Below are 13,910 nucleotides of genomic sequence, written 5' to 3'. Positions count from 1 at the left end.
TCACCTCTCCTTCTGCAGTACGGACAGCGCGGCGATGAGTTCGGCCTGCGGTTCGGGGTGGACATCGAGGGCGTCGAGGGGGGCGAGACGACGCTCGCGTTCGGTGTGCATGATCCGGTCGAGGTGGTCGGTGAGCAGCCGTCCGCCGCGGTCGCGCAGCCGCAGCGCGCCGTGCGCGCCGATCCGCTCGGCGAGCCCCTCACCGGCCGATCGCGCCCGGCGTCCGCCCAGCAGTGCGGTGGCAACGAGGACGGCGATCATCTCGGGGTCGGGCGCGACGCTGCGGTCGAGGTCGCGGACCTCCTCCTCGGCGTACTCCTCCAGCTCCCGCCGCCAGCGCCGTACCGCCAGTCCGATGCGGTGCTCGGCGCTCTCGGGGGTCGGGCCGCGGTCGGTCAGCTCCGGGGCGTCGGCGGCCGGTTCGCGCCGCCAGGCCTCGTCGACGCGTTCGTCGGCGGCGGCGACGGAACACAGCAGGAGCGCGCCGAGACTCTCCACCAGGGCGTCGAGGAGTTCCTCGGCGCTGCAGTCGAGCGGGAAGGCCCGCCAGCGCTTCAGGGCGTCCCCGGCGAGCACGGCACCGGCCTGCAGACGACCCCGTACGCGCGCGTGCTCGCTGTCGTACGCCCCGTCGACGGCGGCGGTGAGCCGGAGCGCGGCCGAGTACTGGGCGGCGGCGGCGCTCGCCAGCTCGGGCATCCGGGCCTTGAGCGAGTCGAGGACGCCGTACGCGGTTCGGGCCAGCGCGTGCTGCCGGGTCGCCGGGTCCTGCGCCTGCTGGAGGAGCCAGTTCCGCAGCGACGCGACGGCGGTGGCCGGCAGGAGCCCGCCGCCCCAGGCGGACTCGGGCAGTTCGGGCACGGTGAAGCGGGGTACGTCGCCGAGTCCGGCCTTGGTGAGCAGTGCGCCGTACTGCCGCGAGACCTCGGAGACGACCTGGTGCGGTACCCGGTCGAGCACGGTGACGAGTGTCGCGTTGTACTCCTTGGCGGTGCGCAGCAGATGCCAGGGCACCGCGTCGGCGTACCGGGCCGCCGTGGTGACCATGACCCAGATGTCGGCGGCGCAGATGAGTTCGGAGGCGAGGACGCGGTTGTCGGCGACCAGGGAGTCGACGTCGGGAGCGTCGAGGAGGGCGAGGCCCGGTGGGAGGGTGTCGGCGGTCTCGATGCGCAGGACGCGCAGGGGGTTCTCGCCGGGCAGCAGAAGTTCGTCCGCCTGGTCCTGTTGGGGCACCCACACGCGCGTGAGGTCGGGCAGCACGCGCATGCCGCTGAACCAGTGATGGTCCTCCGGGTGGCACACCAGCACCGGGGTCCGCGTGGTCGGCCGCAGTACGCCCGCCTCGCTGACCCGTCTGCCCACCAGGGAGTTGACCAGCGTCGACTTGCCGGCGCCGGTGGATCCGCCCACCACGGCCAGCAGAGGCGCTTCGGGCTCTCTCAGGCGGGGCACCAGATAGTCGTCGAGCTGGGCGAGGAGTTCGTCGCGGTTGGCACGCGCGCGTGGCGCCCCCGCCAGGGGCAGCGGGAAGCGTGCGGCGGCGACACGGTCGCGCAGGGCGGAGAGTGCGTCGAGCAGCTGAGGCCGTACGTCCAAGGTCACCACATGCGAAGAATGCCCAATTTTAGGGGAATTCTGAAGCATATGAGCATGTCTGCGCGCCGACAGAACACAAGGGGACGGAAGGGACGACTGGGACGGAGGCACAGTCCAGGCATAACGAGTGCACAACACCCGAGGCGCGAGACGCCAAAAGCGATGCACGATTCGTACCTGCCTGCGATTATCAGGACCGCTTCACCGAACCTCCACATCGAGCCACGGAGGTGAAGCAGCAGGGGCAAGGACGCGGGAGCCCTATCCTTGTCCCCGGCAACGTCACGGAACGGCCCACACCCGGGCACCCACGACAGAGGCCACCACACCCGGCCCCCGTAGCTCAGTGGATAGAGCAGGCGCCTTCTAAGCGCTTGGCCGCAGGTTCGAGTCCTGCCGGGGGCGCCACATCCTCTCTGAACTGGGCTTATGGGTCAGAAGGATCATCGAAAGCCGCGTGACTTACCTACCAGACTTGGTTAGGTAAGGCGCCTAGCGGACTGCACCTTGCCTAGCCCGGACACCAGGGAGTCACCCCGTGTCGGCACAGGCGAAGAAGTCACCTCTCAGGGCATCTCAGGGAACCGGCAGGGCCACCACCCTCCGAGCGATCCCTCAGGACCCCGACACGTCAGAGATCAAGCAGGCTACGACTCAGGACTACGCCACGCACCTCCGGGCGACCAACAACAAGCATGGTCGGCCGTACCAGGAGAAGACCGTCACGGCGTACTGCAAGGCGGTCCGTGCGCTGGACCAGTGGATGACGGCACAGGGGTTCGAAGAGGACTTCACCTCAGTCGACACAGCCACTCTGAACCGCTTCTTTCGTGCCTACTTCCAGGAGCACGAACAGGGCGGAACCAACACCGTTCAGCGCAACCTGCGCCCCTTCTTCACTTGGCTGGAAGAGGAGCACGATGTCCCCAACCCGTACCGGGACAAGAAGCTTCAAAGGTACGCACCGCCCAAGGCAGGCAAGCCCCAGACCCTCTCTGCCGACTTCGTCACCGACCTGTTGAAGGCGACAGGGAACGGACACCCCCGAGTCAGGGAGTTCGAGAAGGTCAGGGATCACGCAATCGTGCGCGTTCTCACTGAAGGGCTCAGGGCAGAGGAGTTGCTGACTCTCCGCCTGGACTCCCTGGACCTTGAACAGGGGTTGGCACAGGTGGTTCCCCTGAAGGATGCACGGAGCACGGGAGAGGGCAGGGTCATCCCCCTTCAGCCGCGTACGGTCGTCGCTCTGACCCGGTACATCAGGGCGAGGGAAGCCCACAAACTGAGCAAGGGTCAGGATCTTTGGCTCGGCACTCGGAACAGGTCTCGCCTCACCTACTCCGGTCTCTACCGGATGCTGAACCGCAGGGCCAAGGATGCCGGGTACGAGAGTTGCCACCCCCACCAGTTCCGGCACACGGCAACAGACGACATGCTGACTGCGGGAATGAGCGGCGAGGACGTCATGACCATTCAGGGCTGGAAAGACCCCACCATGCTCCGCAGGTATGCGGCAGACATGGCCACCAGTCGGGCGGTGAAGGCGGCTAAGCGACTGGGAGACCGGTACTGACGGAAGAGCACAGAGCGAGCCCCCAGACAGCGTCTGGGGGTTTTCTCATGCAGTCGCCGGAGCTGGGACAATTGGACATGAGGGGAAGGAGCCAGAACACACGACACAGAGGAGAGAAGACATGGATATCGGACCAGGAGCGCCACACGACCTTGACGCCATCGAGCGTATGGGCGACGAAACGGCAGCACGCAGCGAGGAAGGCGCAGCAAACATCGGCGAGGCCATTCGTGAGGCTTTCCCCGCCCCGGAGAGCCGTACGGCAAGCTTCGGTCAGGGAATAGCATCCGGACGCACTGTGTGATTCTCGCCACATACCCAACTACAGCAGTAACTCGACCCTCCGAATTGTCCGATTCGGGGGGTCTACTCATTACTACTTCTCCGACTGAGTAGGAGATAATGGAGTCAGAGGGGAGGTTCAGATGTTGGACCGAACCAGAGGATGAGCAATGAGCAGTATGAGAAAGACCAGAATCGAAGATCTGCCGGTCTGGGATACAGACCTTAGCTTGGCTGCGAAGTGCCTATGGCTGTGCCATTACAGCGTGGCAGATATTTCCGCCGAGACAGTATGCGGAATTTTCGCAATTATTCCACAGCCGGATGCGTACGAATTTGAGCTTATTCAAGCCGGATGGATCACATCCGAGGGAAGAACGCTGCGTTCCGTCGTCCCAGTATTGATATAAGCGGTACGACTGTGCTTGAGAGAGCTACTGGCGCGCCCAGAGAGAAAGCTAGTCGCATAGGAGAGAAAGGAAGACATGCCGGAAACAATCGAGACGCTGGTGAGTCTTGTACAAGACGAAGAGTTGAGCCTCAACGCAACGGTTCTGCTGCTCTGGCTGAAGAGCCAGACAGAGAAAGGGCGTACAAGATTCACTCAGCCAGAACTCACGAGGATCATCAACGTGAAAAGAATCGAGACCCTACAGACTGCCGTCTTCGAACTTGAAGACACAGGACGTCTGAGTGTTGACAGAACCGTAAAACCGCACGACTACCAAACCATCTAGCAGAGGAACGAAACTATGACCAACCCCAGCGCATTCAACTTCGGAGCACAGGAAAAGAGCTTTTGGCAGCGCGCTCTTGACCCTCAGTACCAAGCTGAGAAGAGAGCCAAGCAGGAAGCCATGGATGCGGAACAACAGCGCATGGTTCAGGTGCACCGAGAGCGTCAGCGCAGAGAAGCCGTGCTGACACAGAGCGGTCCGGCCGTCATTGAAATCGTCAAGGCATACGACGCATACGAGAGACCAACCCCAGCAAAGACCAGTGAGGTAGAGAGACAGTTTGCCGAGCACTTCCCCAATGCTGCGCCTGGTGAGTTCCGCAACGTACTGGAAGAGCTAAAGGGAATGGGTGTACTTCATGAGGTGACGTCATCTATCGGATTCATGGGAGCACGAGACACAAACCTCCATTACATGGGCGGATAGGGGAACGGATGAAAGACCCGAGTGAACTGAGCTTTCCGGCGCAAGCCGTCTATTCTGAGCTGGAACGAACCGGGGAGATCATGCCAAAGGAAGAGTTCTGCAAAGAATTCACTGATGACTATGATGCCATTCTCGAAGAACTGGGCAATGCAGGCAGAATGCCGGAACCGTCTTCGAGTTCTTGGGGAAACCCCAAGGGAGTTCTCTTCAAACCCGAAAATAGAAGCACTCTCTACAGTCTGGAAGTGCATTAAGGGCAAGAGCTACACACGAAAACGACAAAGCCCCGCTGTTTCGTAGTGAAACAGCGGGGCTTCGGAGGAGGAATGCGCGAAAGAACTATGCAGTACACCGGATCATGAACCAGAACTAGCAATCGAACCCAAACCCAAGCGGGAGATTGCCGCAATTGAAACCTTCGGACGTCAACCGTCCAGATACATTCACTATCTACAACAAAGGAGCCAACGGGCTCAGTTGTTCAGAACTACTTCAAGGATATCAGAAATGACAGACAGAACCGATTTCACAGACCGCAAGATCCACGTATTGGAGAATCCGACCGTTACAGGCATGTATCCAGACGGATCTTTCGAGATGTACTCAGATGCCATCTGGAAAGACGTAGAGGCTGGACACATCAGTCTCCAGGCATACGCACTATGGATGTATATCAACAAGCTAGCCGGACACGACAGAGAGGCTTACTCGACTCGTGACTACCTAGCCCACAAGCTCAAGACCTCTGACTCTTCCATCAAGCGTTGGACCAAGGAACTTGAGAACACAGGATGGCTGGTCGTCATGAACCGTACGGCCACCTCCAATAAGTACTGGATTGCCATTCCTGCCGAGTACAACGCTCTCACCAAGGAGTACACGCCAAGACTTAGCACGGTAGACCAGGAGCTATCCACGGGTAAGCGTTCGACCAAGCGCAAGAACACCCCTGCCACAGAAGGGGTAACCCATAAGGTCACTGGTGACCTTATGACTTCTGACCCTATGGTGAGTGTTCATAAGGTCACTGGTGACCCTATGCATAAGGCCATTGGTGACCCTATCGATAAGGTCACGGGTGACCCTCTAACCAGACAGATCATTAAAGAGACAGATATCAACCAGACAGAACTAGCAAATTACCAGAGAGTAACTAAGGAAGGCCAGGGAAAAGCCTTGGAAGAGACTAAGTCTCCTCTGGCAGATCCTTTGGTTATCCCTGGTGAAGTAGGTAAGGAAGTAGAAGAGATTGATATCTCTCCTCTGGTTGACGTAGTCGACGCTAACGCGTCTCCCTCCTCTGGTGTGACTAAGAAGCGTGGTTACTCCTTTACTCCTAAGAAGAGAATTGATCGAGTACCCGCACCTCGGAACAAGAGTCTTGAACACCTTGACCGCTTGGCCAAGCAAGCCTCTACGCAAGCGGCTAGCCGTAGGGCCAAGCAAGACGTTGTGCAGGCACGTACAGAGGACTTCAGAGCCTCGCTGGCCACGCTGTACGGGGAGGCTGCGGAAGAGCCCCAGAGGCGCACACAGGGCCTTGACGAAACGCAGCGTCAGAGAGGAACAGCATAAGGGGAGCGCCGAATACCCACGGGAAAGACCAGGGATATTCACTCTCTGACCTTTCTTATTACCCAAGCCTATTCAATTCAATATGGAATACCTCAGCCGGCTCGGGGTACAGAATTACCTTTCTTTCATAATTGAATAAGGCTACTGAATGCGAATTCATAAGGAATTCCAGCTAGGACACCCGGTTTCCGTAGGTATCTCGACTAGAAGGAGTTACTACTGTTGACCCCCTAAACGAAAGAGGCCGATACCTCCGAGTTCGGAGATACCGGCACTTCTCTTGACTAGTTACTACTTTGGATAGTGCATCGTCATCGTACGATGAGTTTTCACTACCATCTTTGACATCTTGTAGAGCGATAGAATCAAGCACTTGGTTCCTGACTGGTTCGTCCCTGGTTCGATGGACAGAATCTCTACTGTCTTGCCGTTCCAGAGCCTCAGATGGTCACCCGCCTTCAACTTCCTCGCTGGCTTACGTTGTGGATTGTTGATGTTGTCTACCTCCCTTCTTTTGAGGTACTTCCATCATCTCACCTACTACTGACAAACAGAACGCGAAGCTTCCGCTTACGGACACAGAGAAGCGCCCGGCTCCGACAGGGCAACCGAGCGCTTATTTACTTCCTGATCCCGAGTTCCACGTAGCCCGTTAAGGCATCACACTCGTCCTGCTTGAACTACAGCAGGCCCGGTATATTTCTGGGCCTTATCTTCTTACTCCATGTCCGCTTCCCACTACTGAGGCTGGCGACTAGTTGCACGTACGACACTGTTGCCACGGTGGCTTGAATTTCCGTCAACTGAAGAGACCGTGTGACTGGCTTCCCTGCATAGGGTTCGAGCGTAAGTTTACTAAAGCCTGTCTTCTCGTTTACATACCGCACACTATGCCCTCGGAACTTGACTAGGAACCGCAGATCTTCCACATCTACGGATGTGTTCCCACTATTGTTGACCAATCGCACAGTGAAGATAACTGTCCCCTTGGTCATGCCGTTGCGGGGATTTCCAGGGTCGACGCTTTCAAGCTCTATGCTGACACGTGGTCGACCCCGACGATATGTAGCAAACGATATAGCCATGTTGAGCGTCGTTGCGAGTCCGGCACCGAGGGCAATACCTCGGGCCCACCAGTCAGCAGCCATAACGTCAGTCTTCCTCTGAAGCTGTCAGCATCGGGAAGCCGTTTTGCTTCTCGGGGAAGATCTTTTGCATCTCTTCGGCGAAGCGTCGTAGCCGTCCACGGTGGTACCACTCGCCCCTGACTACGTCCCCGTTGGTGAGCGTGATTTGGAAGGTCAGGTATTCCCAAAGGGTACTAGGGATGGTCACCCAGTCGTCCAAAATATTCCATTGCAGTCCGCCGAATGCAGGAAGCTCTTTGTCCCGTTCCACCATCATCCCTTTGCCGTTCTCCAGCGGGATGGGCACTTCAAGGATCAGGTCCATGAACTTCTGTTTGTCGGATCGCAACGGGTCGTCCCACCGTCTCGGTCTCTGCGGGTAGCGCGTAACCAACTGAAGCCCCTTCACCTTGGCCGCAGTGGGACTCACGTTCTTCAGATGCATGACGAAGCCCCATTGCCCAACACCCTCTAGCGCTCTGCGTGTGGAGTCTGGACCCACCAGAGTCCACTGGACCTTCATCTGAACGCGCGGCCTCACCCTGCGATAGGTCAAGGCAGAGAAAAGCATGTTGGCTCCCGTGAAGAGAGCACTGACAGATGCAACGATGATCGCGATGACTGGAAGCGACATGGGCCAAGGATGCCCACCAGCACACCCCTTGGACCCTAACTTGAGGAACATCTGCGGTTCGACATGAAGAAACCCCTGGACATCCCGTATCCAGGGGCTCTCTAGGTTGTGCTGGGCCTTCAGGCTTCCGGCCGGACGTTCCACTTCTCCAGTGCTGCCTTGTTGGTTGATGCGTCCTTGAACTCCAGTATCCAGGGGCCCGTGTTCACGTCGAACTCCTTGCCGAACCCGAGCCACTTACCGACCATGCGCCTACCGGTCGGCTCAATGAGCATCTGTACGGCACCGTGATACCGCGCTCCCGCGTAGTACCCCTCAGTTGCCGTCTCCTCCACCCACGTCCCCGTGACGACGTTCCCGTCAACGGTGAGATCCATGGTGAGAGGAGAGTTCGGATTCAGGGATGCATCCGGCAGAGAGCGAACCGTGAGCTTGTTCCCGTGCTGCAAGAGCACGACGTAGTGAAGCCCCGTGAACGTCTCGTCACGTCCAGAGGAGAAGAACTCATACCGGCTGAGCCAGATACCCGAGTAGTTCCCGTTCGGCGTCCTGGTGGCCGTCTGAGCCGTTTGTGTGGTGGACGTGGGAGCCGTTGCCGACGACGGCTCCAGGTCATGCCCCCCGTGGCCGTCGTCGGCAACGCTTGCCATCGGCACAGGGAGGGCGAACCCCAGAGCCTCAATGGGAAGCCCTGTAACCCTCTCCAGAGCCCTTGCATAGACCGGGCGGGGAGCTGTGGTCGTTCCGGCCTCCCAGCGCTGTACGAGCCGCTTACTGGCGTCGTTGGGCTCCCCTGCTGTCTGCCCGGCGTCACGGATGGCACGGGCTAGATCGTCCTGGCTCATGAGCAGACCCATACGCACCGCCCTGAGCTGGCTGTTCGGTACTGGCTTGGCTGTCGTCATGCGATCAACGGTAGACCTCTGACGCCGACAATGACACCGGTTTGACGCCCCAGTGGACGCCCCTCTGACGCCTTGTCAGTCGTCGCGGGTCGCTGTAATGGCTCGATAACCGTGAGACATGCCCAGTCGCTACGTGCCCACGATGACCCCAGACCACAAGCGTTGGGTCATTCTCGACTTAGAAATGTGGGGCTACTGCACACTCCCTGACAGCGAAGATCCGTCATCGCTCCTGCCTCTCGAATGGAATAGCCGTGCCGGTGCTGAAGCATGGCTACAGAGGTGCTATCGCCGTTGGTTCACGTGGGAGCAGCGGGGAGGACCATCAGGGGGTGAAATTCCTAGAGGGTGGCGACCTCACAAAGACGCTCCCTCTCCCTGGGAGAAGGACCCTGAGCTAGACAAGAGGGACGTATCCGCTATGTGGCTGTGAACGGCTACTGCCCATAGCCCGTAGAGGTCTACGCACTCGAAAGACCGGGGTAGGCCATTCTGGAAGTCGAACGGTAAAGGTAGGGGGTCCGGAAATGAGGACCAGGAAGACGCTCCCGCTCTTAGCAGGGGGTGCTCTCGTAACTGCCCTTGCGGTAACCGCATGTGCTGCGTCCGCAGACGAGAGCAGTAGTGAGGCGCAGCAGAGCGAGCCGGTCAAGGTCTCGCACTGTGGCGTTGACCAGGGAACTTCTATGGAGGTCAAGGCAACCAATAGCCTCCCCGACCCCACGGCCTACGTGATTCAGCTCTATTGGTTCGACGTCACGGGGAGACAGGCGGACGGAGTCAGGATGACTACAGACTCCATCGCTCCTGGCAAGACCATCACGTTTACCGTCCATGGCCGACAGGCAGGAGACACGGCCGGTTGGACATGTGACGTCAAGGTCTTGGGAGCGCAGTAAGCCCATGTAGCTCTAGGCAGCAAGAAGAGCCCCGGAAACCCAACCAATGGAAACCGGGGCTCTGTCGTGTCCAGCACCCTCGCCCACAACACCAGCGAATCAAGTAGGCACCTTCACTAGGGATTCCTACGCAAGGTGCCTGATGGGGTGTTGAGGGGTAGTCAGAGCACGTTTCCGCAGGTTAGAGTCTTGGCTAGTCACGTTGCCTTCTAAGCGCTTGGCCGCAGGTTCGAGTCCTGCCGGGGGCGCAAGTCTCCGCCCTCCCTCCGGGAGGGCGTTTTTGCTGTTCCGGCCGTGGGGAGAAGGCAACAAGGCTCTCCGGGAAAGGAACTGACGTGCCACTGCGCTGTGCCGTGCTCGACGACTTCCAGCGGGTGGCGACCGAGGTCGCCGACTGGTCACCACTGGCCGGCGAGGTCGATGTCGTCTCCTACGACACGCACTTCCCCGACGAGGACTCCCTCGCCGCGGCCCTCGCCGACGTCGACATCGTGGTCACCCTGCGCGAACGCGTGCCCTTCCCGGCCTCCCTGATCGCCCGGCTACCTCGGCTGAAACTGATCGTCGCCTCCGGCATGCGCAACACGGTCATCGACTACGCCGCCGCCGAGGCGCACGGCGTCACCGTCTGCGGCACGGCCAGTTCCTCCGCCCCGCCCGTGGAACTCACCTGGGCCCTGCTGCTCGGCCTCGCCCGCGGGATCGTCGGGGAGAACAACGCGCTGCGCTCCGGCGGCCCCTGGCAGCAGACGGTCGGCGCCGACCTGCACGGCCGCCGCCTCGGACTGCTGGGCCTCGGGAAGATCGGCAGCCGGGTGGCGGGGATCGGCCTCGCCTTCGGCATGCGGGTGGGCGCATGGAGCCAGAACCTCACCAAGGAGCGCGCCGACGAGGTGGGAGCGGAACTCGCCCCCTCCCTCCACGACCTCCTCGCCGACAGCGACTTCGTCTCGGTCCACCTCGCGCTCGGCGACCGCACCCGCGGCCTGCTCGGCCCCGCCGAACTCGCCCTGCTCAAGCCGACCGCCTACCTGGTCAACACCTCGCGCGCCGCGATCGTCGACCAGGACGCGCTGCTCGCCGCCCTGGCCGAGGGCCGGATCGCCGGCGCCGGAGTCGACGTCTTCGACACCGAACCCCTCCCCGCCGACGACCCGCTGCGCACGGCCCCCCGCCTCCTCGCCACCCCGCACCTCGGCTATGTCTCCCGCGCCAACTACGAGACGTACTACGGCCAGGCGGTCGAGAACATCCGCGCCTACCTCGCGGGATCACCGGTACGACGTCTGCCGTGACCTCCGTACGACGCCTGCCGTGAGGTCCGTACTGCGCCCGCCATGACGTCTCTACGACCTCTGCCCCGGCGTCCCGGGGACACCGTCCGGCACGTCCCTACGACGCCTGCCCCGACGTCCCCGGGACACCGTCCGCCACGTCCGCCCCGTCCACCGGGGCGGGCCGCCGGTAGATCCCCGCGCTCCGGTGCAGCTGGTGCAGGTCCACCAGGCAGCGCCGGAGCGTCACATGGTCCACGTCCCCGTCCTCGCCGCACCAGGCGCGCAGCTTCTCGTTGACGGTCCGCTCCGGATACGCGACGCCCGGCTCGAAGGTCTGGTCGGCGATGTACCGCAGCACCAGCTTCTTGCGGGTCCACTGCGCGGGCAGCCGCAGCAGCCGGCCGTCCCGCACGAAGGTCCGCAGGATCATGTCGGTCCGCTCGTCCCCGCCGGAGGGGATCTCCCGCACCCGCTCCGGCTGCCCGGCGGCCCGCGCCTGTTCCCTGAACCTGTCGTACGCCACGCCCAGTTCGCCGTCGTCGCCCGCCGTCAAGGCGCCCTGGTCCCGCAGCCTCAGCAGCGCGAGGGCCGTCTCCTTCGCGGACAGGCCGGCCGCCCGGGCCACCTCCGCCGGGGTGCCCGCTCCCAGGGCCACCGCCGCGAAGGCGCGCACCCGGCTCTCCTCGGCGAACAGACGGATCAGGGACAGCTGGTCGGATTCCATGCCGGGAGGCTAGTGACCGCTCCTGTCCCCGCCCAAGCCATTTTCACCCCGCCCCCGTGCCCCTCCTCGAACCGCTCCCTTGTTCAAAAAGGGTGATCCGCGCCGCCCGCGCCGTTACCAGCCGTGGGCGGCGGCGTTGAAGGGGAAGTGTGGCGGCACGTCCTGCTGCCGCACTCATCGAGTCAGAAGGAGAACGTGATGTCTCGCATCGCGAAGGCAGCCTGTGTGGCGCTCGGCACCGGTGCCGTGGTCATCAGCGGCGCCGGCCTGGCCATGGCGGACGCGGGCGCCCAGGGCAAGGCCGTCGGCTCCCCCGGCGTCCTGTCGGGCAACGTCGTCCAGGTGCCGGTCCACATCCCGGTCAACGTGTGCGGCAACACCGTCAGCGTGATCGGTCTGCTGAACCCGGCGTTCGGCAACCAGTGCGCCAACGTCGACGACAGCAAGCCCGGCCACCCCGGCCCGGGCCACGGTGGCTACGGCTACGGCGGCTGATCCGTCCTCACGGACACCCGCGAGAGCCCCGGCATCTCCGAGCGCCGGGGCTCTCGCACGTCCTGGTCACAAACGGATCAGGAGCGGATCAGGAGCGGATCAGAACCAGATCACAGCCGGGGCGGAACCAGATCGGAACCGGGGTCGGCCCGGATCGGACCCCGCCTCACCCCCCCTGTCGCCCCGAGGCGTCACGCGTACGGCCCACGCGTGCGGCTCCCGCGTACCGGGTCACGCGTACCGATAGATCCGGCCGTGGTCCTCCAGCTGATCCGGTGTCACGCCCCACGGCGGCAGCTTCTCGTGCCGGGCGAGGATCCGTCCGCGCTGGGCGTTGCCCGGGCCGGGCGGCTTGGCCGGCAGGTAGCGGTGTTCGCGGTGCCGGGCCTGCCAGCGCGACCAGCACAGGTCGACGAAGGCGTGGTGCATCCAGAAGACGGGGTCGTTGACGGACGCACCGCCGACCATGGCCCCGCCGACCCAGCGGTGCACCCGGTTGTGGTTGCGCCAGGCGGCGCTGCCGCGTCCGGTGCCCCAGCCCTCCAGCTTGTTGCGGAACCCCTTGGTGACCGTCGAGTCCCAGGGCGAGGCGTCGTAGACCGGGTCCTTCAGGGCCCACTCCAGCTCGCTCCGGGTCGGCAGCTCGATGGGGTCGGCGGCCCGCCCGAGGTCCCGGGTGAGGAACTCGGCGTCGGTGACGCCCTCCTTGAGGGTCCAGTTGCCGCCCTTGTAGGCGAACGGCCCGGTCGTCACCTGCCGGTCCGAGCGCCGCCCGTCGCCGCCGAGCAGGTCCTTGGTCCAGGGCGCGGAGGACTTCGTACGGTCCTTGGTCCAGTCCCAGTACGGCATGCTCACCGACGGGTCCACCCGGCGCAGCGCCTTCTCCAGTTCCAGCAGGAACCGCCGGTGCCAGGGCAGGAACGACGGGGTCATGTGGGCCGACCGCAGTCCGCCCTCGCCGTCGGCCACGTAGTACTCGATGTGCATTCGCACGAACTCGTCGTACTCGCCCCGCCGTTTGACCTCCAGCATCGCCTTCACGAACCGCCGCTTCTCGGCGGCGGTCAGCGTGCTGACGTCCTTACGCGTGTACACCATGGTGTCCCCCCATGTCCCCTTCTCGTTCTTGGCCCCCGATCGTCCCCGGCGCGCGCAGCCGCTGCCCCGGTCCCAGCTCGTCGACGGCCGCACGGGCGGCCTCCAGCGGGGTGGCGTAGGACCGGTAGTGGTCGACCATGCTCAGCCAGGTGCCGTCGGCGCGGCGCATCAGGTGCAGCGGGCGGCCGTCCACGGTGACGTGCCAGCTGCCGTCGTCGAAGGTGCGTCCCGCGGCGGTCGCGGCGGTCCTGACGCCTTGGATGTGACGGCCCCGGTAGGTCTCGTCGAAGGCGATATCCGCGGGCGGATCGTCCGCGCGCAGCGGCCGGGAGGCCGCCACCAGCGGAGTGAGGGCCAGCGCGACGGCCGGGGCGAGCAGCCCGCGCAACAGGTCCCGTCGGCTCCCGCGCACGGGACCGCCTCTCGCCGGGCTCGTCGCTGAGGGTTCCGCACCCACCGGCACTCCGCCTGCGCTCACGACCATGGTCTGCTCCTCGTCCGGTTCGGCTCTGTGCACCGGCTAACCGCCCGGCGGCCCGACCGGTCACCGTCCAGGGGC

Annotated in this window: 13 protein-coding genes and 1 tRNA gene; 8 read left to right on the top strand and 6 right to left on the bottom strand. The window is 62.8% G+C overall.

Going from position 1 to position 13,910, the window contains the following annotated elements:
- Entirely contained in the window at window positions 1–1,608 is a 1,608-nt protein-coding gene (locus ACZ5VD_RS02425; protein WP_468550455.1) for a dynamin family protein, read from the bottom strand.
- A gap of 323 nt (window positions 1,609–1,931) precedes the next feature.
- Between ACZ5VD_RS02425 and ACZ5VD_RS02420 the strand changes: the two genes are divergently transcribed.
- The 6 genes from ACZ5VD_RS02420 to ACZ5VD_RS02395 all read left to right on the top strand — a co-directional run bounded on the left by ACZ5VD_RS02420 (window position 1,932) and on the right by ACZ5VD_RS02395 (window position 6,192).
- Window positions 1,932–2,007, top strand: a tRNA-Arg gene (locus ACZ5VD_RS02420).
- Between the two features lie 130 nt (window positions 2,008–2,137).
- Window positions 2,138–3,172, top strand: a complete 1,035-nt coding sequence (locus ACZ5VD_RS02415) for a tyrosine-type recombinase/integrase (RefSeq protein WP_468680289.1) — start codon at window positions 2,138–2,140, stop codon at window positions 3,170–3,172.
- A gap of 767 nt (window positions 3,173–3,939) precedes the next feature.
- On the top strand, window positions 3,940–4,191 hold the full coding sequence (locus ACZ5VD_RS02410; protein ID WP_362309887.1) for a hypothetical protein: 252 nt from the start codon (window positions 3,940–3,942) through the stop codon (window positions 4,189–4,191).
- 15 nt (window positions 4,192–4,206) lie between these two features.
- On the top strand, window positions 4,207–4,617 hold the full coding sequence (locus ACZ5VD_RS02405) for a hypothetical protein (RefSeq protein WP_362309884.1): 411 nt from the start codon (window positions 4,207–4,209) through the stop codon (window positions 4,615–4,617).
- An 8-nt stretch (window positions 4,618–4,625) separates the two neighbouring features.
- On the top strand, window positions 4,626–4,871 hold the full coding sequence (locus ACZ5VD_RS02400) for a hypothetical protein (protein ID WP_468680286.1): 246 nt from the start codon (window positions 4,626–4,628) through the stop codon (window positions 4,869–4,871).
- A gap of 253 nt (window positions 4,872–5,124) precedes the next feature.
- On the top strand, window positions 5,125–6,192 hold the full coding sequence (locus ACZ5VD_RS02395) for a helix-turn-helix domain-containing protein (protein ID WP_468680284.1): 1,068 nt from the start codon (window positions 5,125–5,127) through the stop codon (window positions 6,190–6,192).
- Between the two features lie 1,152 nt (window positions 6,193–7,344).
- Here ACZ5VD_RS02395 and ACZ5VD_RS02390 read toward each other — a convergent pair.
- A complete protein-coding gene (locus ACZ5VD_RS02390) occupies window positions 7,345–7,953 on the bottom strand; it encodes a hypothetical protein (protein WP_362309878.1) in 609 nt (202 codons plus the stop codon).
- Window positions 7,954–8,072: 119 nt separating this feature from the next.
- Window positions 8,073–8,858, bottom strand: coding sequence for a helix-turn-helix domain-containing protein (locus ACZ5VD_RS02385; RefSeq protein ID WP_468680282.1), 786 nt, complete (start codon window positions 8,856–8,858; stop codon window positions 8,073–8,075).
- A 1,234-nt stretch (window positions 8,859–10,092) separates the two neighbouring features.
- Between ACZ5VD_RS02385 and ACZ5VD_RS02380 the strand changes: the two genes are divergently transcribed.
- Complete coding sequence (locus ACZ5VD_RS02380) at window positions 10,093–11,052, top strand: D-2-hydroxyacid dehydrogenase family protein (RefSeq protein WP_468680280.1); 960 nt, start codon at window positions 10,093–10,095, stop codon at window positions 11,050–11,052.
- Between the two features lie 97 nt (window positions 11,053–11,149).
- On the opposite strand, the gene ACZ5VD_RS02375 is transcribed toward ACZ5VD_RS02380, so the two are convergent.
- Complete coding sequence (locus ACZ5VD_RS02375) at window positions 11,150–11,758, bottom strand: DUF2087 domain-containing protein (RefSeq protein ID WP_468550457.1); 609 nt, start codon at window positions 11,756–11,758, stop codon at window positions 11,150–11,152.
- 198 nt (window positions 11,759–11,956) lie between these two features.
- Here ACZ5VD_RS02375 and ACZ5VD_RS02370 point away from each other — a divergent pair, with 198 nt between their 5' ends.
- Window positions 11,957–12,253, top strand: a complete 297-nt coding sequence (locus ACZ5VD_RS02370) for a chaplin (protein ID WP_468550458.1) — start codon at window positions 11,957–11,959, stop codon at window positions 12,251–12,253.
- Window positions 12,254–12,484: 231 nt separating this feature from the next.
- Here ACZ5VD_RS02370 and ACZ5VD_RS02365 read toward each other — a convergent pair whose 3' ends face one another.
- Both ACZ5VD_RS02365 and ACZ5VD_RS02360 read right to left on the bottom strand, forming a co-directional pair.
- Window positions 12,485–13,351, bottom strand: a complete 867-nt coding sequence (locus tag ACZ5VD_RS02365; RefSeq protein ID WP_468550459.1) for a tyrosinase family protein — start codon at window positions 13,349–13,351, stop codon at window positions 12,485–12,487.
- Window positions 13,335–13,835, bottom strand: coding sequence for a tyrosinase family oxidase copper chaperone (locus ACZ5VD_RS02360; protein ID WP_468550460.1), 501 nt, complete (start codon window positions 13,833–13,835; stop codon window positions 13,335–13,337). Before ACZ5VD_RS02360 ends, ACZ5VD_RS02365 begins: the two co-directional genes overlap by 17 nt.
- Window positions 13,836–13,910 lie beyond the last annotated feature (75 nt).

It is taken from the genome of Streptomyces sp. NPDC032822 (assembly GCF_055578825.1).
The sequence above is the reverse complement of the archived record's forward strand: the minus strand, read 5'-3'. Positions and strand labels throughout refer to the sequence as shown.

What these genes read in the sequence shown, in the direction of transcription:
- ACZ5VD_RS02410 (WP_362309887.1), top strand. Translation starts at nt 3,940, where the DNA reads ATGCCGGAAACAATCGAGACGCTGGTGAGTCTTGTACAAGACGAAGAG.
- ACZ5VD_RS02405 (WP_362309884.1), top strand. Translation starts at nt 4,207, where the DNA reads ATGACCAACCCCAGCGCATTCAACTTCGGAGCACAGGAAAAGAGCTTT.
- ACZ5VD_RS02400 (WP_468680286.1), top strand. Translation starts at nt 4,626, where the DNA reads ATGAAAGACCCGAGTGAACTGAGCTTTCCGGCGCAAGCCGTCTATTCT.
- ACZ5VD_RS02395 (WP_468680284.1), top strand. Translation starts at nt 5,125, where the DNA reads ATGACAGACAGAACCGATTTCACAGACCGCAAGATCCACGTATTGGAG.
- ACZ5VD_RS02390 (WP_362309878.1), bottom strand. Translation starts at nt 7,953, where the DNA reads ATGTCGCTTCCAGTCATCGCGATCATCGTTGCATCTGTCAGTGCTCTC.
- ACZ5VD_RS02385 (WP_468680282.1), bottom strand. Translation starts at nt 8,858, where the DNA reads ATGACGACAGCCAAGCCAGTACCGAACAGCCAGCTCAGGGCGGTGCGT.
- ACZ5VD_RS02375 (WP_468550457.1), bottom strand. Translation starts at nt 11,758, where the DNA reads ATGGAATCCGACCAGCTGTCCCTGATCCGTCTGTTCGCCGAGGAGAGC.
- ACZ5VD_RS02370 (WP_468550458.1), top strand. Translation starts at nt 11,957, where the DNA reads ATGTCTCGCATCGCGAAGGCAGCCTGTGTGGCGCTCGGCACCGGTGCC.
- ACZ5VD_RS02365 (WP_468550459.1), bottom strand. Translation starts at nt 13,351, where the DNA reads ATGGTGTACACGCGTAAGGACGTCAGCACGCTGACCGCCGCCGAGAAG.
- ACZ5VD_RS02360 (WP_468550460.1), bottom strand. Translation starts at nt 13,835, where the DNA reads ATGGTCGTGAGCGCAGGCGGAGTGCCGGTGGGTGCGGAACCCTCAGCG.